This window comes from Phycicoccus sp. M110.8 (assembly GCF_032464895.1).
Lineage (GTDB): Bacteria > Actinomycetota > Actinomycetes > Actinomycetales > Dermatophilaceae > Pedococcus.
In genome coordinates this window covers 635,361-659,495 of sequence record NZ_JAWDIC010000001.1, presented here as the reverse complement: position 1 = coordinate 659,495, position 24,135 = coordinate 635,361, and the positions used below count along the sequence as shown (strand labels likewise).

Sequence of the window (24,135 nt, the reverse complement as noted above, 5' to 3'; positions counted from 1 at the left end):
TGGACTTTGCTCGTCCTGGGATGCCGAACACCGGTTTGGCCCATCAGACGGTGACGGGCGCGAGATCTCACTTGTTGGGCAGCGCCTCGTGCCGTAGAGACACGTCAGGCCATGGTCAGCGCGCGATGGGGGACGCCAAGAGGACGAACCGCCCGCTCGAGGCCTCGGCCCGCCACCCACCTTCGTGAAGTAGCGCATCGCTCAGAGCAGACTCACGTTCGAGCAACGCGTAGTGCGCACCCACCTCACTCAAGTAGCGCTGCCAGCCGGGCTTAGCTGCCAGCGCGTCGATGTAGCGGTGCAGGTAGGGCCGGGAGTAAGACTCCATACGCAGGTCGGCCGTGGGTGTGAGGTCCGGGTGGGCCCACAGGAGCCAACCGCTCACGCCGAAGTCGACCATAACGACACTGCCCGACGGAGCGCGGGACAGATCGGCGTCGATGGCTGTCATCGAGCCCGGGTAGGCGAAAGCGCGGGAACCCTGCGGACCGGCGCAAACGACGGCGGCGACGACGAGCGCGACCGCGGTTGCCGCGGCCAGCCCGGTCCGCTCCCGCCGCGTAACCGGCTCGCGGCCTGCGGTGAGCAGAGGCTGCAACGCGCCGGCGGCGAGGGGGGCGACGATGATGACGCCGAGCGGCACGAGCCGCCACATCACGAGCACGAGGACGGTGGCAAGGGCCAGCCACGCGTACTGCCACCACGCGCGTCGCGCGGGACGCAGCAGCCAGCAGACGGCGGTCAGTACGATCAGCCCAAGGGCGGCGACCGCCAAGGGGTTGGTCACCGGCGTGGCCTGCCACTCGTCGGCGACATCGTGAGCGTTGCCCGCGACGGTGAAGGGGCTGAGCAGCAGCCGCGGCCCCAGGGGGGTCAGGGCCAGAACGACCACCGAGGCGGCGTGCAATATACCCAGTCGCAGCAGTGGGCCACGCCATGATCCGCTGCGCACGACGGCATGCGCCAGCGCGAGGGTCGTGACGACGCCGAGGAGGATGCCGAACATCCAGAGGCCGTGCAGGCAGGCCCACAGCCAGTACAGGGGGACCAGCCACCACCTCGGTCGGAGGTCCACCGCTGTGCCCATCCACGCGTGGACGACCAGGGCGAGGATGACGAGGCTCACAAGCTGCGGGCGCGGGTTGAAGCCGCCGCTTGCGCCGACCAGACCCAGCCCAGTTGCTAGGGCGGCCGGGAGATGGCCGGCCGTGCGACGAGCAGCGGCGTACACGAGCACGGTGAGTAGGAGCACCGCGAGCGCACGCAGCCAAAGGACGCCACCGAGGCCGGCCCACCGGTACGCTTGCGCCGCGACTGCCTCGGCGAGCCACTGCGAGGCGAGGTAGGGGCGGTCCATGAAGTGGGCCCACGGGTCCCGCCCGTAGAGCTGGTGGGTGTCCAGCACGTGCTCCCCGACCCGCAGGTGCCACCAGACGTCGGGCTCGAGGAAGCGGGAGAGACCCCGCGACAGGGCGACGACCAGGAGCAGCCCGGGGGCGGCGACCGTCAGCCAAGTGGGTGTGCGGGGTGCGGACTTCACGAGGCCGCCATGAGCACGTAGCCGTCGTCGGTCGCGACGGTCCGCCAGTGCCAACGCGACTCCAGCGCCGAGACGAGTGGTGCGTCGTGCTCCAGCAGCGCGGCGCGGGTGCCGGAGCTGCGGAGGTAGTCGGCCCACCCCGGTTGCGCGTCCCGGGCGCCGATGAAACCTTCGATCCGCGCGGGCGTGTACGCCTCGACTCGTAGGTCGTAGACGGGCGCGACGTTCGGCGCGACGAACAGCACCCAGCCGGACATGTCTCCGTCGGACAGCAGGCGCGTCCCCGAGGGGAGCCTCCGCAGCGCCTCGGTGAGCCCGATCGGCACCCCGACCGGGTGCTGCGACCGGACCTCGGCCAAGGGGACGGCCGCGAGCACTCCCACCAGCGCGCCGACCGCCAGGGTCCGCAGCTCGAGGGTCCCGACGCCCCGCGCCCCGAGCCGGCCACGGGACACCAGGGTCTGCTCGAGTGCCTCGGTCACGAGGAAGGCGGCGAGGACCGCCCCCACCGGCACCGTGCGGCGCATGACCAGGGTCACGGCCAGCGCGACGAGCCAGAGGATTAGCTGCCACGGCTCGGGTCGCGTGCCGCGTCGCACCCACAGAGCGAAGACCACCGCCAGCGTCACGAGGGTGAGGGCGACCGAGGGTGTTCGCGCAGAAGAGGCCATCCACTCGCCGACGAACTGGCGGGCGTTGCCGCCGACCGCGAAGGGGGAGGCGGTGAGCCGCGGCCCGAGCGGCGTCAGGGCCGTCGCCGCCAGGCTCGCCAGCAGGCACAGGGCCAGGCGGGTGCGCCCCCCGGCGTCAAAGGAGCGGGCGATGGCCAGACCCACGACCACGACCAGTCCGACGCCGAGCCCGATGGACCACACGCCGTGGACGCAGGCGGCGAGCCATGTCAGCGGGACCAGCCACCACCGCGGCCGGCCGTCGTGCGCGCTGCGCCACCAGGCGCCTACGGTCACGGCGAGTAGCGCGAACCCCGCGAGCTGGGGGCGCTCGGTGAGGGCGGGCCACGAGCCGGCCAGTGCCAAACCCGTGCCGAGCAGGGCCAGCCACGGGCGGGACGACGCCCGGAGCGCCAGCAGCAGTACCAGAGTCAGGGTGATGATGCCTGCGGCGCGCGTCCACGCGACGGCCGGCAGGCCCCACCAGCCGTAGAGCCAGGCCGTGGCCACCGACGGCAGCCACTGGGTGGGCTCGTAGTGCCCGAGCGCGAACGGCGCCCAGGGGTCGCGGTCGCCGAACCGCCCTCCGTCGAGGAGGAACTGGCCCACCTTGAGGTGGAGCCAGGGGCTGGGGTCGGAGACTGCCCGGACCGCGAGCGCGCCGGCGGCAAGGAGCACCGCCGCGGTCACGGTCCACACCGAAACGGGCAGGCTCCGTACTGGGGTGCGGCGGGTCACCCGGTCACGATGCCGCGCGCGCGTCATGGCGGACAACCCACCGCGCGGTCCATCACCCGTTCGTCCGATCTCCGCGATGCAAAGGTCCAGTCCGGAGTGGCTTGACAGGGGATTCGCAGGCAGGTGGCGCGTTGGGAGTCTTTCTCCCGCAGACACCCGTCTGCCCACCCTTGTCGGTCTCGAAAGGACTCACAGACATGACCAAGTTCGTCGCCAAGCTGCAGACCCGCCTCACCCGTGAGGACGGCGCCACCGCCGTCGAGTACGGCCTCATGGTCGCCCTCATCGCCATCGTGATCATCGCTGCCGTCGCCACCCTCGGTACCAACCTCAACACCCTCTTCACCAACGTCGGCAGCTCGGTCTGACCCACACCCGGGAGTGACCGGCGCAGCCGGTCGCACTGTGCACCAGAGATCCACCAATGGCACCGACGGGTCGGACGCCACGTACTGAGGAGAGGCCATGAGCAAGTCCATCCGCACCGCACACGTCGTCCGCGACGTGCGAGGTACCGGTACTTCTCTCCAGCCCCTCCCCCTACGCGGTCTCCGTGGTCGCCTCGGCACCCGCCGAGGCGACCACGGAGCCACCGCTGTCGAGTACGCGATCATGGCGAGCCTGATCGCCGTCGTGATCGTCGGCAGCGTCACGATCTTCGGCCAGAACCTCATCCAGCTCTTCCAGGTGCCGGCGAGCGCGCTGTGACCAGAGTGCTCAGGTGCATGCGTCGACGCGAGCGGGGTGCTGCCGCGGTCGAGTTCGCCCTCGTCCTGCCAGTGCTACTAATGCTCGTCGGCGCAGTCCTCGACTTCGGCAACATGTACCGCCAGCAGATCCAGCTGACGAACGCGGCGCGCGACGGCGTACGCCAGGTCGTGGCGAACAGCGCCTCGGGCTGGAGCCAGTCGCAGATCCAGAGCCGGATCGTCCAGTCGGCCAGCCCGCTCGGGGTGTCCTCCACCGCGACCGCATGGTACTGCTCCACCTCGGGGTCGACCGTCACGGTCACAGTGACCCCGACCACCGCGTACAGCTACACGGTCCTTCGTTTCGTGCCCGGCCTCCCTGTGCCGGCACTCAGGGGAACGGCGACGATGACATGTTCATGACCTTCTCGCGCCGCGGAATGCGGCGCCGGCTGGCGTCGGCTCCCGAGCGCGGCGCCACCGCCGTCCTCACCATCATCCTGCTCGTGCCGGTGCTCTTCGCCGCGGCCGCCCTCAGCGTTGACGTGGGCAACCTGCTGTCGGAGCGACGTCAGCTCCAGAACGGCGCCGACGCCGCGGCCTTCACCGCCGCACAGACCTGCGCCGAGAAGCCGTCGCTGTGCCCCCCGAGCATCACTAGCGGGCCCGTGGCCACGATGGCGAACTCCAACGCCAACGACAACATGGCCACCGTCACATCCATCTGCGGCAGCGCCGCAGCGCGCGCCTCCTCGCCCGGCCTGACCCTGTGTACCGCGCCGGCCAGTCCCGGGCTGACGGACTGCCCGACGATCCCGACGGCGGCCGCGAACCTGCCGTACGTCGAGGTCCGGACGCTGACCAGGACGAGCACCGGCTCAAGCACGCTGATCAACCGCTTCGCCCGGATCGCCAACCGCAACGCCGCCACGAACTCCGTGCGCGCCTGCTCGCGCGCCGGTTGGGGCGGCGTCAACCCGGCCAACTTGAACGTCCTGCCCATCACGGTCTCGTACTGCGACTGGACGGCGGCCACCGGCTACACCGGCACACCCGGCAGCGCCACCTACCCGCCGGCCCCGGACTACTCGATCAACTCCTACGGCTACGGCGGCACCAACCCCTGGCAGACCAGCTGGCAGCGGACGATCTACACCAAGGGCAGCCCGAGCACCTGCTCGACCTGGAACGGCCACGTCGCCCCCGGCGGGTTCTCCCAGCTGGACACCAACACCGTGTGCAGCGTGTCGACCACCAACGGCGCCTGGTACCACGGTCAGCCGGGCAACTCCACGCCGTGCCCCTCCACGAGCTTCGCCGGCCTGCTCGGCACGGTCGTCTATCTGCCGGTGTTCGACTGCATGACCGCCGCGCCGACGACCATCACAGCCGCCACGGACTGCAACTCCGGGAGCGGAAGCAACCTCTACTACCACGTGTCGGGCTATGCAGCCTTCTACCTCACCGGCTGGTACTTCTCCAGCACCCCGCAGTCGTCCATCGTCGGCGGTGGCCTGCCGTGCACCGGCGGTGATCGATGCATCGAGGGCTGGTTCCTCAAGGACCTCATCAGCGCCTCCGACATGGCCAGCCTCATCAACCCCACGCCGGGTGCGCCCAACTACGGGCTCACCTCGGTCGCTCAACTCGGTTAAGGAATCGGAACTCCCATGGGACGTCGAGTCATCGCCATCTTCGCCGCCGCCCTGATCGCCCTCGTCGGCGTCGCGGCAGTGCTCCTGTATGCCCGTGGCGCCGACAGCCGGGCCGTGGCCGCCAACCAACCGACAACCGTCTACGTCTCCAAGGCGCTCGTGCCGGCCTCGACGACGCTCAAGGACGCAGTGCGCTCCGGGCTCATCGTGCGCACCCAGGTGGCCAAGAAGGCCGCCCCAGAGGGTGTCCTGACGGATGTCAACGAGGTCAACGGCAACCTGCTCGCCGTCGCCGACATCGCACCGGGTGAGTACATCCAGTCGGCCCGTTTCGGCACCACGCCGACCGGCACCAAGGCCATCGAGGTACCGCAGGGCATGATCGCGATCTCGGTCTCGCTGAGCGACCCCGCGCGAGTGGGCTCGTTCGTGACGCCCGGCAGCCACATCGCGATCTTCGACACGTACAACATCAAGTCGATCGGGGCCGATGCGAAGTCGAAGGCCATCAATGACGCCGGCATCAGCGGCACGAGCCTGCTGATGGACGACGTGCTGGTCATCGGCATGGGCGGCTCCGCGCTCAACCCGGGGCAGAGCAACACCGCCACGGTCGCCGACGGCGAAAACCCCAAGGCCGCGACGCCGGCCACTGGGGAGGCCGCTTTCCTCGTGACCGTGGCCGTGACCCCGGCGGACTCCACGAAGCTGGTCCACGCCATCCAGAAGGGCAGCCTGTACGCCGGTCTGCGCAGCGCGGACCTGAAGATGGGCCAGGTCAAGCGTGCGGACGACCTCAACCTCGTCGATCTGACGGGTCTGGGCAAGTGACCCTCCTTTGGGACGCCGACCCCGGCGCCGTCGAGCGATTCCAAGTCGCGCTGGGTGGGGTCACCCGGCACGACTCGCCCGCAGCTCTGGGCCGTGCGCTCGAGGCAGACTCGAGTGAGTTCCTGGTCATCATCGGCCCGGACGTCGATCTCGCCTCGGCGTGTGATTTCTCCGAGGGTGTCCGCGTGCAGCGGCCGGAGGTCGGCGTCATCCTCACCCGTCGCCGCGTCGACGTGACGGTGCTGGCGCAGTCGCTGCGGGCAGGTGTCCGTGAGGTCGTCCAGGCCGACGACCTGACCTCGCTGGCTGACGCTGCCCGGCGCAGCCGCGAGATCTCCCAGAAGGTCGCCGGCCACACGACGTCTGACGCGAGCCGGGAGGGGAAGGTCATCACCGTCTTCTCCGCCAAGGGAGGGGTCGGCAAGACCACTTTCTCCACCAACATCGCCGCCTACTTGGCCACCTCCGGCTCGAAGGTGCTCCTCGTCGACCTCGACCTCGCGTTCGGCGACGTGGCTATCAGCCTGCAGATGCTGCCCACGACCTCGATCATGGACCTCGTCAGCATGGCGGGCCACATCGACGAGCAGGGTCTTGCCTCGGTCGTGACGCACCACAGCAGCGGGCTCGACGCCGCTGCGGCGCCGTCGGACCCCAGCGATGCCGACCGCATCCCCGGGAGCACGATCAGCGAGCTGCTTCGGGTTGCCAAGACGGTGTACGACTTCGTCATCATCGACACGCCCCCCGCCTTCACCGAGCACGTGCTCGCAGCGTTCGACAACAGCGACCTGCTCGTGCTCATCGCCACCCTGGACATCCCCGCGGTGAAGAATTTGCGGCTCAGCCTCGACACGCTCGACCTGCTCGGCACCCCGAAGGACTCGCGCCTCGTGGTGCTCAACCGTTCCGACGCCAAGGTCGGCCTGCGCGCCGAGGACGTCGTCACGGCGATCCGCCAGGACATCGCCCTTATGGTCCCCACGAGCCCGGCGGTGCCGGCCTCCGTGAACAAGGGCATCCCGCTCGTCATCGACGAGCCGCGCCACGCCGTCAGCGTCGCGTTCAAGGAGCTCACCGAGAAGTTCCTGCGCAACCCCGGACCTGTCGAGACCCGCGCGGAAGCCAAGGTCGACGCCGGGCCCCAGCGCCGCTGGAGCCTCAGCCGAGGAGGTAAGTGATGAGCCTCGCCGACCGCCTCGACAGCGTCCGCCGCGCGGCCCAGCCGAACACGCCTGACACCGCGGCCAAGACGGCCGGGCAGCAGCAGCCCGAGCGCCACCGCATCGTCGACCCCTTCGCGACGGTCAAGGCGAGCGTGCACCAGGCCCTTCTGGACTCGCTCGGTCCGCAGCTGTACGACCCGCACCTGGACCAGAACGAGCTCGAGACCCGCGTGCGGCACACGCTGCAGGAGGTCATCGACCAGGAGGAGACCCCGCTCTCGCTGTCGGACCGTACCCGTATCGCGCAGGAGGTCTCCGACGAGATCCTCGGCCACGGGCCCCTGGAGCCGCTCCTTCGGGACAGCGAGATCTCCGAGATCATGGTCAACGGCGCCGAGTCCATCTACGTGGAGCGGGCCGGCAAGCTGTACCCCGTCGAGACGCGGTTCGCCAGCGAGGCGCACCTGCGCCGCACGATCGACAAGATCGTCGGCCGGGTGGGCCGTCGCGTCGACGAGGCGAGCCCGCTGGTGGACGCCCGCCTTCCCGACGGTTCCCGTGTCAACGCGGTCATCCCGCCGATCGCCCTCGACGGCGCCATGCTCACGATCCGGAAGTTCTCGACCGACCCGTTCACGGACCGCGACCTGATCGCCTTCGGGACGTTCACCCAGCGCGGGCGCGACTTCCTCGATGCTTGCGTGCGAGGACGCCGGAACATCATCATCTCCGGTGGTACCGGTTCGGGTAAGACGACCCTGCTCAACGTCGTCTCCTCCTTCATCCCCGAGGACGAGCGCATCGTCACGATCGAGGACGCCGCCGAGCTCCAGCTGCGCCAGGACCACGTCCTGCGCCTGGAGTCACGCCCGTCCAACATCGAGGGCAAGGGCGCGATCCCCATCCGCGAGCTCGTCAAGAACTCGCTGCGTATGCGCCCCGACCGCATCGTCGTCGGTGAGATCCGTGACGGCGCAGCGCTCGACATGCTGCAGGCGATGAACACCGGCCACGACGGCTCGATCACCACCGTCCACGCCAACAGCCCGCGCGACAGCCTGTCTCGCCTCGAGACCCTCGTGCTCATGGCCGGCGTCGACCTCCCGGTCCGCGCCATCCGCGAGCAGGTCGCGGGCGCCGTCGACCTCGTCATCCAGCAGGCTCGCCTCAAGGACGGCTCGCGCCGGATCGTCGCCATCAGCGAGGTCTCCGGCATGGAGGGCGACATCATCACGATGCAGGACATCTTCACCTTCAACTACTCCGCCGGCCGTGACGAGCAGGGGCGCTTCCGCGGGACCCTTGTCAGCACCGGCCTGCGGCCCAAGTTCGCGGACGAGCTCCGGGACCTCGGTATCGAGTTCCCGCCCGACATGTTCATCCGAGGCGTCTAGTGAGGATGCGTATGCAGATTGGCCGTGCGGCACGGATGGGTGCTGCTGTCGCGGCAGCCGTCCTTCTCGGAGCGTTCGTGGGCGCCAGTGTGTCCGTGGCCGCAGAGTCACCGGCTCCGGCGTCCCTGAGCGCGCTCGCCCACCAGGGCGACGACCTCACTGGTGTACTGAGTGTTCGCGGCGGACAGGACGCGCTCACCATCGACACGAGCTCGCTGCGCGCAACGGTGGGCGGCAAGACGTACCCGGTCAGCACGCGTCCCGTCTCGGCGTCCCGCCGAGCCACGATGCTCGTGGTCGACACGAGCGGCTCCATGGGACAGGCCGGCATGGCGACGGTCCGGACCTCCGTCGCAGCCTTCCTCGCCGACGCACCCCGCGACGTCGCCGTGGGGCTGATCTCGTTTGCCGGCACCGCAGGCGTCGACGTCGCCCCGACGACGGACCGCGCCAAGGTGCAGAAGGAGGTCGATGCGCTCAAGTCGCGCGGCGAGACGTCCCTGTACGACGCGGTCGCCCTCGCTGCCTCGGCGCTCTCGAGCTACGACGACCGCAGCCTCATCCTGCTGAGCGATGGCGGCGACACGGTCAGCCACAAGGCGACCAAGACCTCCGCGACGGCAGCGCTCCGAAAGTACGGAGTTCGCGCTGAGGCAGTGGCCTTCAAGACCGCCGAGAGCGACAACTCCGTCCTGACCGGCTTCGCCCAGGCCGGCGGGGGCAGTGTCGCCGCGGCAAACAACACCGCCGCCGTCAAGGCGGCGTTCGAGGCTGCGGCCAAGGTGCTCGACTCCCAGGTGAGCTTCACCGTGCGACCGGATGCGGGGCTCTCCTCGGTCATCCCGGTGTCGATCACGGGCGTGGCAGGTGGGCGCCCGTTCGAGGCCCAGTCCACCGTCGACTTCGGGGCGCCTGCTCCAGCGCCTGTTGCGACCACGGCTGTCCCCGTCCCGCTCGACGAGGGCGCCGCGCCGGCCAGACTGACGGCGGTGAGCGAGTCGGGCTTCACGATCATCGCGGCGGCCGCTGCTATCTTCTTCGGCCTGCTCGTGCTGGTGATTGCCTTCATGGCACCGCAGCTGCGGTCCGGCCGCTCCAAGCGTGTCGAGACCATCGAGCGGTACGTCAACCCCACTACCTCGGTCACCATGAGCGGCAACGTCGGCTCCCCGACCAACATCTCTACCAACCTCGTCAACCTGGGCGAGAAGGTAATGCAGGGTCGGGAGTCCACGAGCAAGACGATGGCCCTGATCGAGAAGGCCGACCTCCCGCTGCGTGCTGGGGAATGGTGGGTCCTGCGGATCGTCGCGGTTATCGTTTCGACCGCGCTCGTGATGATCTTGTTGCGCGGCGGCCCGATCATGACGATCATTTCGATGCTCCTCGGCGTCGGTACGGGCATCGTGGTGCCGGCTTTCGTCTTGCGGTTCCTGGCCAAGCGGCGCTGCAAGAAGTTCGAGTCCCAGCTCCCCGACGTGCTCACCCTCGTCGCCTCCAGCCTGTCGACGGGCTTCTCGCTGCTCCAGGCGCTGGACGCGGTCGCCAAGGACGCCGCAGAGCCAGCCGCCAAGGAGTTCGGACGCGCTCTGGCCGAGACCCGGATCGGCGCCGACATCAGCGAGTCGCTCGAGCGGATGGCCGACCGAACCGGTAGCGCCAACATGCGGTGGACGACGATGGCCATCCGGATCCAGCGCGAGGTCGGTGGGAACTTGGCCGAGACGCTACGGACAACCGCGGGCACCCTGCGGGAGCGCGAGGCCCTCCAGCGGCACGTCAAGGCACTCTCGGCCGAGGGCAAGCTGTCGGCCTACATCCTCATCGCCCTCCCGATCGGCATCTTCCTCTACTCGATGCAGACCAACCGGTCCTACGTGGAGCTGCTGTGGACCAAGCCGCTCGGACTGGCCATGCTCACCGCCGGGGTCATTTCGCTCGGGGTTGGAATCTTTTGGATGCGAAAAGTCGTGGATGTGGAGGTGTGATGATGACGTCGATGCTTCTCCTCGTCGGGTTGGTCGCGATCGTCGTTGGGCTCGTGACGCTCGTTCTCGCGGTCAGCGCAGGTGCCAGCGAGGTGACTGGCGTCGCCCGCTCGCTGGCGATCATCGAGCGGACGGTCGATGCCAAGGAGGTGGGCAAGGCCGACCTGCCGGCATACGAGCGCCTGCTGCTCCCGATGCTCACCGCGGCGCGCGGCTTCGCCTACCGGCTGTCGCCGGACGGAACCTCCGAGAAGATGCAGCGACGGCTCGACCTGGCTGGCAACCCGAGCAGTTGGACCGCGGAGCGGATCATGGCGGGTAAGGGCGCTGGGATCGTGGTCGGCGGTGCACTCGGCTTCCTCTTCGGTGGCATCGGCGTCAAGGGTCTGCTGTTCGCTCTCATCGGCGCCGCGCTTGTCTTCTTCCTTCCGGACCTGCTGCTGTACAACCAGGGCATCAAACGGCAGGACCAGCTCCAGCGCGGCCTGGCGGACGCCTTGGACATGCTGACGGTCTGCGTCGAGGCGGGGCAAGGCTTTGACGCCGCGCTGCTGCAGGTAGCGCGGTCCGTCGACGGCCCGATTGCCGGCGAGTTCGCCCGCGTCCTGTCCGAGGTCCAGATCGGGAAGTCGCGCGGGGAGGCATTCTCTTCGCTGGCGATGCGGACCACCGTCCCTGAGGCCAAAAACTTCGTGAGCGCCCTAGTGCAGGCGGACCGGCTCGGACTGCCCATTGCGAACGTCCTGCGTGAGCAGTCGAGCCAGATGCGCCTCGTCCGTCGCCAGCGCGCCGAGGAGAAGGCGCAGAAGGTGCCGGTCAAGATTCTCTTCCCGATGCTGCTGTGCATCTTTCCGGCCCTGTTCATCGTCATCATCGGCCCCGGCGCGATCAGCATGATCGAGACCTTTAGCAAGATCTGAGCGGGCTCCGCCCCAATCGAAGCGGGTCCACCGATTAGTGGACCCGCTTCGCGCGTCCGGAGCCGCGAAGGTGCCGCCCTTCAGCGTGGCGGAGCTCAGCGGTTGGTCTGGCCGACCGCCTCCGCCTTCACCAGGCCGAGACGCAGCGCCGCCATGACGGCCGACGCGCGGTTGTGAGCGCCGAGCTTCTCGTAGACCTTCGACACGTGGGTCTTCACCGTGGACTCGCTCATGTAGAGCCGCTTGGCCACTGCAGCGATCGAGTCGCCCGCGACGAGCCGGTCGAGCACCTCGGCCTCGCGGGGGGTGAGCCGCGGCTTGTCGTTGGAGTCGCGGCGGCGCAGCGCCTCGGCGAGCCCGGTGGCCATGAAGGCGTCCGGAGCCACGGCCGCGCGGCGCACGGCCGCGATGACCTCGTCGGAGGGTGCCGACTTGAGCACGAGGGCCGAGGCCCCGAGGTCGAGGGCCTCGAGCAGGGTCTCGTCGTCGTTGTGCATCGTCAGGACGACGATCCCCAGACGGGGGGAGGCCTCGCGCGCGGCGCGGGCCAGGACGAGGCCGGAGCCGTCCGGCATCGACACGTCGACGACGAGGACATGGATGAGGTTGGCGGCGAGCACGGCCTTGCCCTCGGCGATCCCACCAGCCTGGCCGACCACCTTGAGGTCGTCCTCGCTGTCGATCATCCGGCACACCGCCTCACGGACGAGGGTGTGGTCGTCGATCACCACGACGTTGATGGTCATGACGGTTGGGGGATCCTTTCGTTCGACAGCGTTGCCGACGGAGCGCCGCCGCGGCCCCGCATGCGCATGCGGATGGCGACGCCGTCACCAGCGTAGGGCTCGACGACGATCTCGCCGCCCAGCCCGGTCAGGGGGTTGTCGGTGAAGTCACGCTCGGTGAGGGAGCTGGTCCCGTTGTGGCCCATCCAGAGCTCGACCCGCGGGGCCGCGACGTTGAGCCGCACCTCGACGGTGGTGGCGTTGAGGGAGTGCCTCGCGTCGGCCAGCACCTGCAGGAACAACCGGTAGATGAGCACCTCGGTGTGCGCCGGCAGCCGGAAGCCGTTCTCGCTCAGGTGCATCCGCGTCGTGACGCCGGAGCTCGAGCCGAAGTTCTGCAGCCGCGCCCCGATCATCGCCCCGAGGCCGGTGTCGGGCCGGACCGCGATCCGCAGGTCCGCGATGTGAAGGCGCAGGTCCGCCAGCACCCGCGAGACCTCCTCGCGCAGGCCGTCGAGGTCGTCGGCGAGGGCGGAGCCCTGGTTGCGCGCGGTGCGGCGCAGGGAGTCGATCCCGAAGCCCAGCGCGACCATCTCCTGCGCGATGCCGTCGTGCATCTCCCGGGCCAGCCGCTCGCGCTCCTCGAGCCCGGCGCGCTCGCGCAGGCCGGCGAAGAGGACCGACAGGTCGATGTTGGTGGAGTGCCGCTCGGCGACGACCACCGCGGCGTCGAGGTCGTCGGCCGTGAACGGCGTGACCAAGGGGCGGTCCGCGACGAGCAGGCCCATCCGCTGGCCGTTCTCGTCGTTGAGGGGGACCGCGAGCAGCGACCGGCCGACCAGGTCCTCGGTCCACTCGGTCAGCGTGGCGGTGCCGTTGTTCCAGGCCGGCCCGAGGACGGAGCCGGGCTCCGTCGGGTCGGGCCACGGGGTGCGGTCGGCGCCGCGGATCGCGAGCGGCACGGCCGGGTCCGTGCCGTACCCGACGAGGATCGCGCTGCGGGCGGCCCGCATCTGGCTCGCGAGGTCCTGCAGCGCCATCTCGGCGGAGGCCGGCGCGTCGAACCCGGTGTCGAGGGTGTCGGCCAGCTCGTGCAGCCGGCGCAGCAGCAGCCCTGCCTCGGCGGCGACGTTGGCGTCGACCGGCGGGGCCTCGGGCTCGAGCGCGTGCGACCAGGCGCCGAGCATCCCGAACAGCAGGGCGAGCAGGACTGCCAGCCCGATGCTGACGGCCTCGGCCGGGTCCAGGCGGTGCAGCTGCCAGGCGGTCAGCAGGGCGATGGGCGCGCTGAGGGCCGGGACGACGACCGCGCCGCGGTGCCGGAACCGGGTGCCTGCGTGGTATGCCGGGATGAGGACGAGCAGCTTGGCCCACCCGCTCGCGTAGCCCATGGCGAGACCCGCGACGACGGCCGAGCCGCACAGCAGCGCCCAGACCTGCGCCCGCCGCACCGCCGTGTCGAGGACGGTGAGGTATGCCAGCCCTGCTGCGGTGAGGTCGAGGGTGAGGACCAGGAGGATCCACGGGAGCCCGGCGAGCAGGTTCCCGTCGATGTAGGCGAACATGCCCGCGAGCAGGGCGAACGCCAGGCGGAGCCTGGTGGACACCGCGAGGTGGGGCATCCACTTCATCTGTGCCTCCCGTCTCACCCGGCTCCGACGTCCCGCTGTCCACAGGCCGGTCCACAGCCTAGTCGCGTCCACAGGTCCGCGTCGCCCGATCGCCCGCAACAGCCGAGGTCACGACTCTGGGGAGATGCCCGTCGTCACGGCCCTGGGAGGCGCCCTGAGGAGCCTGGTCGACCTCGCCGTGCCGCCGTCCTGCGCCGCGTGCGGGCGGCCAGACGACGGCCTGTGTGGCCCGTGCACGGCCGACCTCGAGGCGTCGAGCTGGCAGGGGCCGCGACTGGTGACGCCGACCCCGTGCCCGGCGGGCCTGCCGCCGGTCGTGGCGGCCACCGCCTTCGCCGGCACCGTCGCGCGACTCGTGGTGGCCCACAAGGACCGGGACCGCAGGGACTGCGCACCCGTCCTGGCGCAGCTGCTGGGCGCCAGCATCGAGGGCGCGCTCGCGTTCCACCCCGCCCTCGCGGCCTCGCTGGCCGCGGGCGCCGGACCCGTGCTGGTCGTCCCGGTCCCGTCCTCCGCCCGGGCGCGTCGCGCGCGCGGCGACTCGCCCCTGGTCGACCTCGCCCGCAGGGCGGTCCGTGGCTTCCCACCGGGCGAGGTCCTGGTGTCCACAGCGCTCACGGTGCGACGGCGCGTGGCCGACCAGGCGGGTCTGGGTGCCGCGGACCGTGCCGCCAACCTCGAGCACGCCTTCGCCGTCCGCGCCCGATGGCGCGACCATGTCGGCCGCCTGCCCTGCCTGCTCGTCGACGACGTGCTGACCACGGGAGCGACGCTCACCGAGGCCGCCCGCGCCCTGCGGGCGGCGGGCGCGCCCGAGGTGCTCGCCGCGGCCGCATGTGCCACCGAGCGCCGGATTCCGGGCATTCGGAACGGCTCTGCCAGCACCGGGTAAACGTTGGGTCAGATGCGCTGTCGCAATCCAGCCGGACCGTCTACCGTCGGTACATGGCCCCCCTGGCCCACGCGCTGGACGCGTACACAGGGCGTCGCCGACCGCGTCCGGCCGACGCCCCGGCGAGGGGAGCGGACACTCCTGTCGTCGCGATCGGGAGGTGGTGCCGCGGCTGACTTTCCCGGGTCCTGCCGCTCCCGACACCCCCATCCGCCGTAACCATGGAGGACACCGTGGAAATTGTCGTCACCGGACGTCACATGCAGGTCTCGGACCGTTTCCGTGCCCACCTCGACGAGAAGCTGGCGAAGATCCCCCAGCTCGCGCCCCGCGCCCAGCGGGTCGACGTCGTGGTGAGTCACGAGCCGAACAAGCGCCAGTCGAAGGCGTGCGAGCGGGTCGAGATCACCTGCCACGTGAAGGGCCCGATCGTGCGGGCGGAGGCCTGCCTCGACGACAAGTACGGCGCGCTCGACCTTGCCATGGACAAGCTCATGGAGCGATTGCGAAGGGCGCAGGACCGCAAGCGGGTCCACCGGGGACGGCACACGCCCGAGTCCGTCGCCGAGGCGAGCGCCCGGTTCGAGGCGAACGGGTCGTCGGGTGTGGAGGAGCCCGGCACCGCGGCCGAGGACGCCGAGCACGACCGCTTCGGGACGCAGGGGAACTCACCGATCGAGGTCCGGGAGAAGATCCACGCCTCGACGCCGATGGGTCTGGACCAGGCGGTCCGCGAGATGGAGCTCGTCGGGCACGACTTCTACCTCTACCACGACGAGGACACCGGCCAGCCGAGCGTCGTCTACCGCCGCCGCGGCTGGTCCTACGGCGTCATCCACCTCGACGTGTCGGAGCCCGAGACCTCCCGAAAGGTCTCCTGACCTGCACTGACGAGGGCCGGCGCGGCAGGGCGCGAAGATGGAGTCCTGCCGCAGCCGGCCTCCTGTCATGACAGAATGCGCGAGTGACCGAGGACCCGCAGGCCGCGCCGGCCGCCGACCCCATCCGGGTCGTCATCGCGGACGACCACGTCCTCTACCGTCGCGGCCTCCAGATGGTCGTCTCCCAGGACGACGACATCGAGATCGTCGGCGAGGCCGGTGACGGCAAGGAGGCCGTGGACCGCACCGTCGAGCTGCTGCCGGACGTCGTCCTCATGGACGTGCGCATGCCGCACACCTCCGGCATCGAGGCGTGCCAGAAGATCAAGTCCCAGGTCCCCTCGACCAAGATCATCATGCTGACGATGTCGGACGAGGAGTCCGACCTCTACGAGGCGGTCAAGGCCGGGGCCAACGGCTACCTGCTCAAGGACGTGCCGGGCGAGGAGATCGCCGACGGCGTCCGCGCGGTGCACAACGGCGACTCGCTCATCTCCCCGTCGATGGCCTCCAAGCTGCTGGCCGAGTTCGCGCTCATGAGCCGCCGCCAGGGGGAGCGGCCGTCGGCCGTCGGCGCCCCGCGGCTGACCGAGCGCGAGCTCGAGGTGCTCCGCCTGGTCGCGCGCGGCCTCGCGAACAAGGAGATCGCGCACGACCTGTTCATCTCCGAGAACACCGTCAAGAACCACGTCCGCAACATCCTCGAGAAGCTCCAGCTGCACTCGCGCATGGAAGCCGCGATGTATGCCGTGCGGGAGAACCTGCTCGAACCCGACGAGTGACCGGCGCCGCCACCGTCCGCCTCACGACGTCCCAGGCGCGACGGATCGCCCTGGCGGCCCAGGGGTTCCTCGACGCCCGCCCACCGGCCGGTGCTGCGACGATGCGGCACCTGCAGCGCGTCGTCGACCGGGTGCAGGTCGTCCAGATCGACAGCGTCAACGTCGTCAGCCGCAGCCAGTACCTCCCGTTCTTCTCCCGGCTCGGGCCCTACGACACGGCCCTGCTCGACCGTGCGCGTGACCGTGCGCCGCGCCGGCTGGTCGAGTACTGGGCCCACGAGGCGAGCCTGGTGCCGCCGACCACGTGGCCCCTGCTGGACTTCCGGATGCGTCGCGCGCAGGACGACTCCTGGGGTGGCATGCAGCGGGTCGCCCGCGACCACCCCGAGCTCGTCGAGGCGGTGTTCGCCGAGGTGGTCGAGCGCGGCCCGGTGACGTCCCGCCAGCTCGAGGCAGCGCTCGAGCACGACCTGCCGCGCGAGCGGGACCAGTGGGGGTGGAACTGGTCCCTGGTCAAGAACGCCCTCGAGCACCTCTTCTGGTCGGGCCGGATCACCTCGGCCGGGCGCACGCAGCAGTTCGAGCGCCGGTACGCCTCGCTCGAGCGGGTGCTGCCGAGGGAGGTGCTGGCGGTCGCGGCCCGACCCGAGGACCGCCCGGACGACACCACGGCCTTCCGCGCCCTCGTCGAGCTGTCGGCGCGGGCGCACGGCGTCGGCACCGAGCAGTGCCTGCGCGACTACTTCAGGCTCAAGCCCGCGCAGGCCCGCCCGGCCATCGACTCACTCGTCGCCGAGGGCGTCCTGGTGCCGGCCACGATCGAGGGGTGGCGCCGCCCGGCATACCTGCACGTGGAGGCCCGCCGACCCCGCAGGGTGCAGGCGCGCGCCCTGCTCAGCCCGTTCGACTCCCTCATCTGGCAGCGCGACCGCACGGCCGCGCTCTTCGGGTTCGACTACCGCCTCGAGATCTACGTGCCGGCCGCGCAGCGGGTGCACGGGTACTACGTGCTGCCGTTCCTCTTCGGCGAGCACCTCGTCGCCCGGTGCGACCTCAAGGCCGACCGGGCCGCGGGCGTGCTCCGGGTCCACGCCGTCCACTGGGAGCCCGGCGCGCCGGACGAGGCGCGCGCCGCCCTCGACGAGGAGCTCGCGTCCCTCGCCGGCTGGCTAGGCCTGTCGGGCGTGACCGGCGAGCTCGTGGGTGCCGTCGCCCGCTGAGCCGCTCGAGGCGCGCAGGAGCAGGACGGCCAGGTCGTCCTCGAGCTGGCCGCCGTGGAATCCGCGCACGGCCTGGACGAGGTGGTCGACCACCGACTGCGTCGGCTCGTCCGCGTGGCGCGACAGGACGGTCTCGACCCGGTCGGCCTCGAACATCGCCGGGCCACGTCGCGACTCGACCAGCCCGTCGGTGAAGGCGCACAGCAGGTCCCCGGGTGCCAGGACGACCGTCGTGTCGTGCAGGTCGGGGTCGTCGAGCAGCCCCAGCACCGTCCCCGGGACGCCGAGCTCACCGGCGGCGCCGCCCCCGACGACGACGGGCAGCGGGTGCCCCGCGAGGCAGAAGGTGAGCCGGACCCCCTCGTCGAGCGGCTCGACCTGCCCGTAGACCGCGGTGCAGAACATCTCGGGGTCGGTGGCGCCCACGAGCCGGGTGTTGACCGCGCGCAGCGTGCGGCTCGGCGCGTGGCGGGGGTCGGCGAGCGCCCGGATCGTGTACCGGGCTGCCGCGCTCACCGCCGCGGCCTGCGCTCCCTTGCCGCTCACGTCGCCCAGGACGAAGCCCCAGGTGCCGGGGCCGAGCGCGAAGACGTCGAGGAAGTCGCCGCCGACCTCGCTGCCGTCGCCGGCCGGGTGGTAGGCGCTGGCGAGCTCGCAGCCGGGCACCTCGGGCAGGCGCCCCGGGACCATGCTGGCCTGCAGGGCGGCGGCGACGCGCTGCTGCTCGGCCAGCACGTGCTGCAGCTCGGTCCTGGCGCGGACGCGCTCGGTCACGTCGCGCAGCACGACCAGCTCGCCCGCGGGCCGCCCGGTCCGGTCGGCCAGCTGCTGGCGCAGCACGTCGAAGGACCGCCGGCCGGACGGCCCGTCGACGTGCACCTCGGGTATGCCGGCGTCGGACGTGGGGGCGCCCGACTGTGCGACCGCGAAGCCGACCTCCTGCGGCAATACGTCGGCCAGGCGCCGGCCGACGAGCGAACCCCGCGTCGCGGACAGGGCCCGGGCGCCCGAGGGGTTGACGTCCGCGACCCGTCCGAACACGTCCAGGACGAACACGGCGTCGGTCATGCTCTCCACGACGGCGCTGCGGGCGAGCGGCGCCAGGTCGGGGAGGCGCTCGCGGAACAGGCCCCAAACCAGCACCCCGCCGGTCACGCTGAACGCGAAGGGCGTGAGGTCGATGCGCGCGAACGGGCCGACGTCGCCGTTGTGCAGGACGTTGGCCACCCACGGCAGGAGACCGGAGGCCATGAGGAGGACGGCCAGCCGCCGGTAGCTGTGCGCCAGGCGCACCATGCTCGTCATGAACAGCACCGTGGCCACGACGAGCAGGCCGTTGACGTAGACGAGGTGCACCCAGAAGAGCGGACCGGTCTCCACGACGACCAGCTGGTCGGGGGCGACGCGGGGTGGGTAGTGGTGGACCAGGTCGTGGGTCGCCGGGACGGCCAGGGCGGTCATGACCACCACGGGTTCGACGGCCAGGAGCAGCAGCAGCCTGCGCGTGACCCGGTGGCCGCGGCCGGTGTACTGCAGGACGAAGCACAGGAACGACGGCCCGAGCGTGCTGACCCCGATGTACTTGAGGTCTCCCCACAGGGACTTGGCCGCGACCCCGTCGGAGCCGAGCTCCACGGCGTACGCGATGCCCCACCAGGCGACGGAGCCGAGGACGGCCGCCAGGCTCCAGCCCGTGGGGGTGTCCCGGCGCCAGGCCGCGTACAGCGCGAGGGCGGCGAGCAGCGCACCGGCCACCGCCATCGACGTCGCGAGCAGCTCCAGCACGCTCGACCCCCTGCCCGGGCTCCTGTCCCCGCGTCCCATGCCCGCAGAGCCCTGCCCAGACCGTAACCGGGGGAGGGCGCGCCCGGAGGCGAAGTGACCAGAACGAGACCCACTGACCTGCAGGGACGCGCTGAGGGGCTGGCGGGAACCGGGCGACCGTTGTCCGGATCCTGCTGGCCCGGCGGTCGCCGTGGCAGATAACCTGCGCAAGTGACTTTTCCTGCCGCGCCGCCGGCTCCCCGACCCTCCCGCGCGGCGGGGCGCCGCGCCTGGTGGGTCGCCCTCGTCGTGCTGGGGGCCCTCGTGGCCGCTGCGGGCTTCCGCTCCTCGACCGGGGCCCTCCTCGTCCCGCTCGAGACCGAGTTCGGGTGGTCGCGCGCCACCACGTCCGGAGCGGTCACCGCCAACCTGGTCGTCTACGGCCTGACCGCGCCCTTCGCCGCCGCCCTCATGGAGCGCTTCGGCATCCGCACCGTCGTCGTCTCGGCGCTCGCGCTCGTGGCCGCAGGCTCGGGGCTGACGACGCTGATGACCGCGCCATGGCAGCTCTGGCTGCTCTGGGGGCTCGCGATCGGTGTCGGCACCGGCGCCATGGCGCTGGTGCTGGGCTCCGTGGTCGCCAACCGCTGGTTCGTCGAGTCCCGCCGCGGCCTCGTGACGGGGGTGTTCTCGGCCGCGGGGGCGGCCGGGCAGCTCGTCTTCCTCCCCGGGATCGCGGCGCTCGCGACCGGTCCCGGCTGGCGCTGGGCTGCCCTCGTCGTCGCCGGCGCCTCGCTGCTGCTGGTGCCCCTGGTCCTGCTGGCGGTCCGCGACCACCCGGCCGACCTCGGGCTGGCGCCGTACGGCTCCGCGCCGGGGGCGGTGACCGAGCCCTCGCCACCACGCCACACCCCCGGCCGTCCGGGGCCGGCCCGGACCGCGCTGGCCGTCCTCCGGTCGAGCACGCGGTCCCGGACGTTCTGGATCCTGTTCGCGACCTTCTGGATCTGCGGCTGGTCCACCAACGGGCTCATCGGCACCCACTTCATCCCCGCCGCGCACGACCACGGCATGCCCGAGACCACGGCGGCCGGGCTGCTGGCCCTCGTCGGCGTCTTCGACCTGGTCGGCACCATCGCCTCCGGGTGGCTCACCGACAAGGTCGACCCGCGGCTGCTGCTCTGCGGGTACTACGGGTTCCGCGGGCTGTCCCTGCTGTTCGTCCCCGCCCTGCTCGGTCCGGACATCCACCCCAGCCTGTTCGTCTTCATCGTCTTCTACGGCCTGGACTGGGTCGCCACCGTCCCGCCGACGATCGCGCTGTGCCGGCGCCACTTCGGCGTGGCCCGGTCGAGCGTGGTGTTCGGGTGGGTGTTCGCCGCCCACATGGTCGGCGCCGGCGTCGCCGCGTCGTATGCCGGGTGGGTGCGCCAGGCCACCGGCGACTACTACACCGCGTGGCTCACCGCCGGCGGGCTGTGCCTGTTCGCAGCGCTGGCCTGCCTCGCGATCTCCCGGTCGCCCGGCGAGGAGCGCGACACCGCGCCGCTCGAGGAGGCCGAGGTCGCGGCCGTCGCCTGAGGTGCGCTCGGCCGGTCCGACGTGGTGGGGTGGGCCCATGAGCGACACCACCGTGAAGGACAACCCCGACCTCGGCCGCTTCGAGGCGTACGTCGACGGCGCGCTCGCCGGCTTCGCGGCATACCGCTTCTCCGGTGGGCACATCGTGTTCACCCACACCGAGGTGGACGACGCGTACGAGGGCCAGGGCGTCGGCAGCGAGCTGGCGCGCGGTGCCCTGGACCAGGTGCGCGCAGCGGGGGAGCACGACGTGGTGGCGATGTGCCCCTTCATCGCGGCCTGGATCGAGCGCCACCCCGAGTACCAGGACCTCGTGGCGCCGTAGCCCCACACCGTGACGCCGGAACGGCAGCGCGGGACCCGGCGACGCCGGAACCGCGAGGCGGCACCCGGCGTTGGCCCTCGAGGGGGAGAGTTCCCCCACGCCGTGCGTCCGCGGGTCGGGACGGGTCGACTAACCTAGTGCGGGCCGCCGGCGCAAGGGTCGTCGGAGGCCGCACACTTCCCAGGAGAGACTGCGTGTCCAAGATCGTCGAAAAGCTGCTGCGTGCCGGTGAGGGACGCGTCCTCAAGAAGCTCCAGGGCATCGCCGCCCAGGTGAACGCGATCGAGGAGGACTTCGAGAAGCTCAGCGACGCCGAGCTGCGCGCCGAGACCGACGTCTTCCGCAAGCGCCTCCTCGACGGCGAGACGCTCGACGACATCCTTCCCGAGGCGTTCGCGGCGGTCCGCGAGGCGGCCAAGCGCACCATCGGCAAGCGGCACTTCGACGTGCAGCTCATGGGTGGCGCCGCCCTGCACCTGGGCAACGTCGCCGAGATGAAGACGGGTGAGGGCAAGACCCTCGTGGCGACCCTGCCGTCCTACCTCAACGCCCTCGAGGGCAAGGGCGTGCACGTCATCACCGTCAACGACTACCTGGCCGAGTACCAGTCCGAGCTGATGGGCCGCGTCCACCGCGCACTCGGCCTCGAGACCGGGGTGATCCTGTCGTCGATGACGCCGGAGCAGCGGCGCGCCGAGTACGCCAAGGACATCACCTACGGCACCAACAACGAGTTCGGCTTCGACTACCTGCGCGACAACATGGCGTGGTCGATGGACGAGCTGGTCCAGCGCGGCCACAACTTCGCGATCGTCGACGAGGTCGACTCGATCCTCATCGACGAGGCACGCACGCCGCTCATCATCAGCGGACCCGCCGACGCGGCGACCAAGTGGTACACCGAGTTCGCGCGCATCGCCCAGCGGCTGACCCGCGGCGAGCTCGAGTCCGGTCAGGGCGACTACGAGGTCGACGAGAAGAAGAAGACCGTCGGCGTGCTCGAGGCGGGCATCGCCAAGGTCGAGGACTACCTCGGCATCGACAACCTCTACGAGTCCGTCAACACCCCGCTCATCGGCTACCTCAACAACGCCATCAAGGCCAAGGAGCTGTTCAAGCGGGACAAGGACTACGTCAACCTCAACGGCGAGATCCTCATCGTCGACGAGCACACGGGCCGCATCCTCGCCGGCCGGCGCTACAACGAGGGCATGCACCAGGCGATCGAGGCGAAGGAGGGCGTCGAGATCCAGAACGAGAACCAGACGCTCGCCACGATCACCCTGCAGAACTACTTCCGCATGTACGACAAGCTCTCGGGCATGACGGGCACCGCCCAGACCGAGGCGGCCGAGCTGTACTCGATCTACAAGCTGGGCGTCGTGCCGATCCCGACCAACCGGCCGATGATCCGCATGGATCAGCCGGACCTCGTCTACCGCACCGAGGAGGCGAAGTTCTCCGCGGTGGTCGACGACCTCGTCGACCGGCACAAGAAGGGCCAGCCCGTCCTCGTCGGCACCACCTCGGTCGAGAAGAGCGAGTACCTCTCCGACCAGCTGCGCCGCCGCGGTGTCCCGCACGAGGTCCTCAACGCCAAGCAGCACGAGCGTGAGGCCGCGATCGTCGCCCAGGCAGGTCGCAAGGGCGCCGTCACCGTGGCCACCAACATGGCCGGTCGAGGCACCGACATCATGCTCGGCGGCAACCCCGAGTTCATGGCGGTCGCCGCCCTCAAGCAGCGCGGCCTCGACCCCGAGGAGACCCCGGAGGAGTACGAGGCGGCCTGGGACCAGGCGCTCGCCGAGGCCGAGGAGGCCGTCAAGGCCGAGCACGACGAGGTCACCGAGCTCGGCGGCCTGTACGTCCTGGGCACCGAGCGGCACGAGTCGCGCCGCATCGACAACCAGCTGCGTGGCCGCTCCGGTCGCCAGGGTGACCCGGGTGAGTCGCGGTTCTACCTGTCGCTGCAGGACGACCTCATGCGCCTGTTCAACGCCGCGATGGTCGACCGGTTCATGACGACGGCCAAGATGGACGACGACGTGCCGATCGAGTCCAAGATGGTGAGCCGCTCGATCCAGAGCGCGCAGGGCCAGGTCGAGGGCCGCAACTTCGAGATCCGCAAGAACGTCCTCAAGTACGACGACGTCCTCAACCGGCAGCGCACGGTCATCTACGACGAGCGCCGCCGGGTGCTCGAGGGCGAGGACCTGCACGAGCAGATCCGCCACTTCGTCAACGACGTCATCGACAGCTACGTCGCGGCCGAGACCGCCGAGGGCTTCGCCGACGACTGGGACTACGACCGCCTGTGGTCGGCCCTCAAGACGCTCTACCCGGTCTCGATCACGCCCGACGACGTGGCCGAGCTGGCCGGCGGCCGGTCCGGCATCACCGCCGACCTGCTGCGCGAGCAGATCACCTCCGACGCCCACCACGCCTACGACGCCCGCGAGGCCGAGCTCGGCGAGGAGGTCATGCGCGAGGTCGAGCGCCGTGTCGTGCTGTCGGTCCTGGACCGCAAGTGGCGCGAGCACCTCTACGAGATGGACTACCTGCAGGAGGGCATCGGCCTGCGCGCCATGGCCCAGCGCGACCCGCTCGTGGAGTACCAGCGCGAGGGCTTCCAGCTCTTCGAGGCCATGAACGACTCCATCAAGGAGGAGTCGGTCGGCTACCTGTTCAACATCCAGGTGGACGTCGACCACACCCACGAGGAGACGCCGGCGGTCCAGCCGG

The 24,135-nt window shown here is 70.7% G+C and carries 20 protein-coding genes and 1 pseudogene; 16 read left to right on the top strand and 5 right to left on the bottom strand.

Translation table 11 applies throughout. The features are described from left to right. Positions 1 to 115 precede the first annotated feature (115 nt). A complete protein-coding gene (locus RKE38_RS03140) occupies positions 116 to 1,540 on the bottom strand; it encodes a hypothetical protein (protein ID WP_316005993.1) in 1,425 nt (474 codons plus the stop codon). Beyond that, positions 1,537 to 2,901 (bottom strand): hypothetical protein, encoded by a 1,365-nt coding sequence (locus tag RKE38_RS03135; RefSeq protein ID WP_316005992.1) that lies wholly within the window; start codon positions 2,899 to 2,901, stop codon positions 1,537 to 1,539. The genes RKE38_RS03140 and RKE38_RS03135 overlap by 4 nt, the downstream gene beginning before the upstream one ends. Positions 2,902 to 3,146: 245 nt before the next feature. Here RKE38_RS03135 and RKE38_RS03130 point away from each other — a divergent pair, with 245 nt between their 5' ends. The 9 genes from RKE38_RS03130 to RKE38_RS03090 all read left to right on the top strand — a co-directional run bounded on the left by RKE38_RS03130 (position 3,147) and on the right by RKE38_RS03090 (position 11,592). Beyond that, positions 3,147 to 3,317, top strand: a complete 171-nt coding sequence (locus tag RKE38_RS03130; RefSeq protein ID WP_316005991.1) for a Flp family type IVb pilin — start codon at positions 3,147 to 3,149, stop codon at positions 3,315 to 3,317. 97 nt (positions 3,318 to 3,414) lie between these two features. Then, positions 3,415 to 3,657 (top strand): Flp family type IVb pilin, encoded by a 243-nt coding sequence (locus RKE38_RS03125; RefSeq protein ID WP_316005990.1) that lies wholly within the window; start codon positions 3,415 to 3,417, stop codon positions 3,655 to 3,657. A gap of 17 nt (positions 3,658 to 3,674) precedes the next feature. Continuing rightward, positions 3,675 to 4,061 (top strand): TadE/TadG family type IV pilus assembly protein, encoded by a 387-nt coding sequence (locus RKE38_RS03120; protein ID WP_316005989.1) that lies wholly within the window; start codon positions 3,675 to 3,677, stop codon positions 4,059 to 4,061. Next, positions 4,058 to 5,293 carry a pilus assembly protein TadG-related protein gene (locus RKE38_RS03115; protein WP_316005988.1) on the top strand — a complete coding sequence of 412 codons (1,236 nt, stop codon included), beginning with the start codon at positions 4,058 to 4,060 and terminating at the stop codon, positions 5,291 to 5,293. The genes RKE38_RS03120 and RKE38_RS03115 overlap by 4 nt, the downstream gene beginning before the upstream one ends. 15 nt (positions 5,294 to 5,308) lie before the next feature. Next, positions 5,309 to 6,124: a Flp pilus assembly protein CpaB gene (locus RKE38_RS03110; protein ID WP_316005987.1), complete on the top strand. Its 816-nt coding sequence runs from the start codon at positions 5,309 to 5,311 to the stop codon at positions 6,122 to 6,124. Further along, on the top strand, positions 6,121 to 7,305 hold the full coding sequence (locus RKE38_RS03105) for a CpaE family protein (protein ID WP_316005986.1): 1,185 nt from the start codon (positions 6,121 to 6,123) through the stop codon (positions 7,303 to 7,305). The genes RKE38_RS03110 and RKE38_RS03105 overlap by 4 nt, the downstream gene beginning before the upstream one ends. Further along, complete coding sequence (locus RKE38_RS03100; protein WP_316005985.1) at positions 7,305 to 8,684, top strand: CpaF family protein; 1,380 nt, start codon at positions 7,305 to 7,307, stop codon at positions 8,682 to 8,684. Before RKE38_RS03105 ends, RKE38_RS03100 begins: the two co-directional genes overlap by 1 nt. A gap of 95 nt (positions 8,685 to 8,779) precedes the next feature. Further along, a complete protein-coding gene (locus RKE38_RS03095; RefSeq protein ID WP_316005984.1) occupies positions 8,780 to 10,672 on the top strand; it encodes a type II secretion system F family protein in 1,893 nt (630 codons plus the stop codon). Continuing rightward, positions 10,672 to 11,592: a type II secretion system F family protein gene (locus tag RKE38_RS03090; protein WP_316007586.1), complete on the top strand. Its 921-nt coding sequence runs from the start codon at positions 10,672 to 10,674 to the stop codon at positions 11,590 to 11,592. Before RKE38_RS03095 ends, RKE38_RS03090 begins: the two co-directional genes overlap by 1 nt. Positions 11,593 to 11,687: 95 nt before the next feature. Here the strand turns inward: RKE38_RS03090 and RKE38_RS03085 are convergent, their stop codons facing one another. Then, positions 11,688 to 12,338, bottom strand: a complete 651-nt coding sequence (locus RKE38_RS03085) for a response regulator transcription factor (RefSeq protein ID WP_310149359.1) — start codon at positions 12,336 to 12,338, stop codon at positions 11,688 to 11,690. After that, positions 12,335 to 13,948, bottom strand: coding sequence for a histidine kinase (locus RKE38_RS03080; protein WP_316005983.1), 1,614 nt, complete (start codon positions 13,946 to 13,948; stop codon positions 12,335 to 12,337). Before RKE38_RS03080 ends, RKE38_RS03085 begins: the two co-directional genes overlap by 4 nt. Before the next feature lie 124 nt (positions 13,949 to 14,072). Here RKE38_RS03080 and RKE38_RS03075 point away from each other — a divergent pair, with 124 nt between their 5' ends. The 4 genes from RKE38_RS03075 to RKE38_RS03060 all read left to right on the top strand — a co-directional run bounded on the left by RKE38_RS03075 (position 14,073) and on the right by RKE38_RS03060 (position 17,723). After that, on the top strand, positions 14,073 to 14,840 hold the full coding sequence (locus RKE38_RS03075) for a ComF family protein (RefSeq protein ID WP_316005982.1): 768 nt from the start codon (positions 14,073 to 14,075) through the stop codon (positions 14,838 to 14,840). Positions 14,841 to 15,073: 233 nt separating this feature from the next. Beyond that, positions 15,074 to 15,721, top strand: a complete 648-nt coding sequence (gene hpf / locus RKE38_RS03070) for a ribosome hibernation-promoting factor, HPF/YfiA family (RefSeq protein WP_316005981.1) — start codon at positions 15,074 to 15,076, stop codon at positions 15,719 to 15,721. A gap of 83 nt (positions 15,722 to 15,804) precedes the next feature. After that, positions 15,805 to 16,503, top strand: a complete 699-nt coding sequence (locus RKE38_RS03065; RefSeq protein WP_310149348.1) for a response regulator transcription factor — start codon at positions 15,805 to 15,807, stop codon at positions 16,501 to 16,503. After that, positions 16,500 to 17,723, top strand: coding sequence for a winged helix-turn-helix domain-containing protein (locus RKE38_RS03060; RefSeq protein WP_316005980.1), 1,224 nt, complete (start codon positions 16,500 to 16,502; stop codon positions 17,721 to 17,723). The genes RKE38_RS03065 and RKE38_RS03060 overlap by 4 nt, the downstream gene beginning before the upstream one ends. On the opposite strand, the gene RKE38_RS03055 is transcribed toward RKE38_RS03060, so the two are convergent. Beyond that, positions 17,673 to 19,508, bottom strand: coding sequence for a histidine kinase N-terminal 7TM domain-containing protein (locus RKE38_RS03055; RefSeq protein WP_316005979.1), 1,836 nt, complete (start codon positions 19,506 to 19,508; stop codon positions 17,673 to 17,675). The genes RKE38_RS03060 and RKE38_RS03055 overlap by 51 nt on opposite strands. A 210-nt stretch (positions 19,509 to 19,718) precedes the next feature. On the opposite strand from RKE38_RS03055, the gene RKE38_RS03050 reads away from it, so the two are divergent. The 3 genes and pseudogenes from RKE38_RS03050 to secA all read left to right on the top strand — a co-directional run. Further along, a complete protein-coding gene (locus tag RKE38_RS03050; RefSeq protein WP_316005978.1) occupies positions 19,719 to 21,068 on the top strand; it encodes an MFS transporter in 1,350 nt (449 codons plus the stop codon). A gap of 37 nt (positions 21,069 to 21,105) precedes the next feature. Then, the gene (locus RKE38_RS03045; protein ID WP_316005977.1) at positions 21,106 to 21,393 is read left to right on the top strand and encodes a GNAT family N-acetyltransferase; all 288 of its coding nucleotides are present in this window, start codon (positions 21,106 to 21,108) and stop codon (positions 21,391 to 21,393) included. Between the two features lie 194 nt (positions 21,394 to 21,587). After that, positions 21,588 to 24,081 (top strand): annotated as a pseudogene (gene secA / locus RKE38_RS03040) (preprotein translocase subunit SecA); the annotation flags it as partial. Positions 24,082 to 24,135 lie beyond the last annotated feature (54 nt).

Excerpts from the sequence above, each read along its gene's own strand:
- RKE38_RS03130 (WP_316005991.1), top strand. The coding sequence starts at position 3,147 with ATGACCAAGTTCGTCGCCAAGCTGCAGACCCGCCTCACCCGTGAGGAC.
- RKE38_RS03125 (WP_316005990.1), top strand. The coding sequence starts at position 3,415 with ATGAGCAAGTCCATCCGCACCGCACACGTCGTCCGCGACGTGCGAGGT.
- RKE38_RS03120 (WP_316005989.1), top strand. The coding sequence starts at position 3,675 with ATGCGTCGACGCGAGCGGGGTGCTGCCGCGGTCGAGTTCGCCCTCGTC.
- RKE38_RS03115 (WP_316005988.1), top strand. The coding sequence starts at position 4,058 with ATGACCTTCTCGCGCCGCGGAATGCGGCGCCGGCTGGCGTCGGCTCCC.
- RKE38_RS03110 (WP_316005987.1), top strand. The coding sequence starts at position 5,309 with ATGGGACGTCGAGTCATCGCCATCTTCGCCGCCGCCCTGATCGCCCTC.
- RKE38_RS03100 (WP_316005985.1), top strand. The coding sequence starts at position 7,305 with ATGAGCCTCGCCGACCGCCTCGACAGCGTCCGCCGCGCGGCCCAGCCG.
- RKE38_RS03090 (WP_316007586.1), top strand. The coding sequence starts at position 10,672 with ATGATGACGTCGATGCTTCTCCTCGTCGGGTTGGTCGCGATCGTCGTT.
- RKE38_RS03085 (WP_310149359.1), bottom strand. The coding sequence starts at position 12,338 with ATGACCATCAACGTCGTGGTGATCGACGACCACACCCTCGTCCGTGAG.
- RKE38_RS03080 (WP_316005983.1), bottom strand. The coding sequence starts at position 13,948 with ATGAAGTGGATGCCCCACCTCGCGGTGTCCACCAGGCTCCGCCTGGCG.
- RKE38_RS03075 (WP_316005982.1), top strand. The coding sequence starts at position 14,073 with ATGCCCGTCGTCACGGCCCTGGGAGGCGCCCTGAGGAGCCTGGTCGAC.
- RKE38_RS03045 (WP_316005977.1), top strand. The coding sequence starts at position 21,106 with ATGAGCGACACCACCGTGAAGGACAACCCCGACCTCGGCCGCTTCGAG.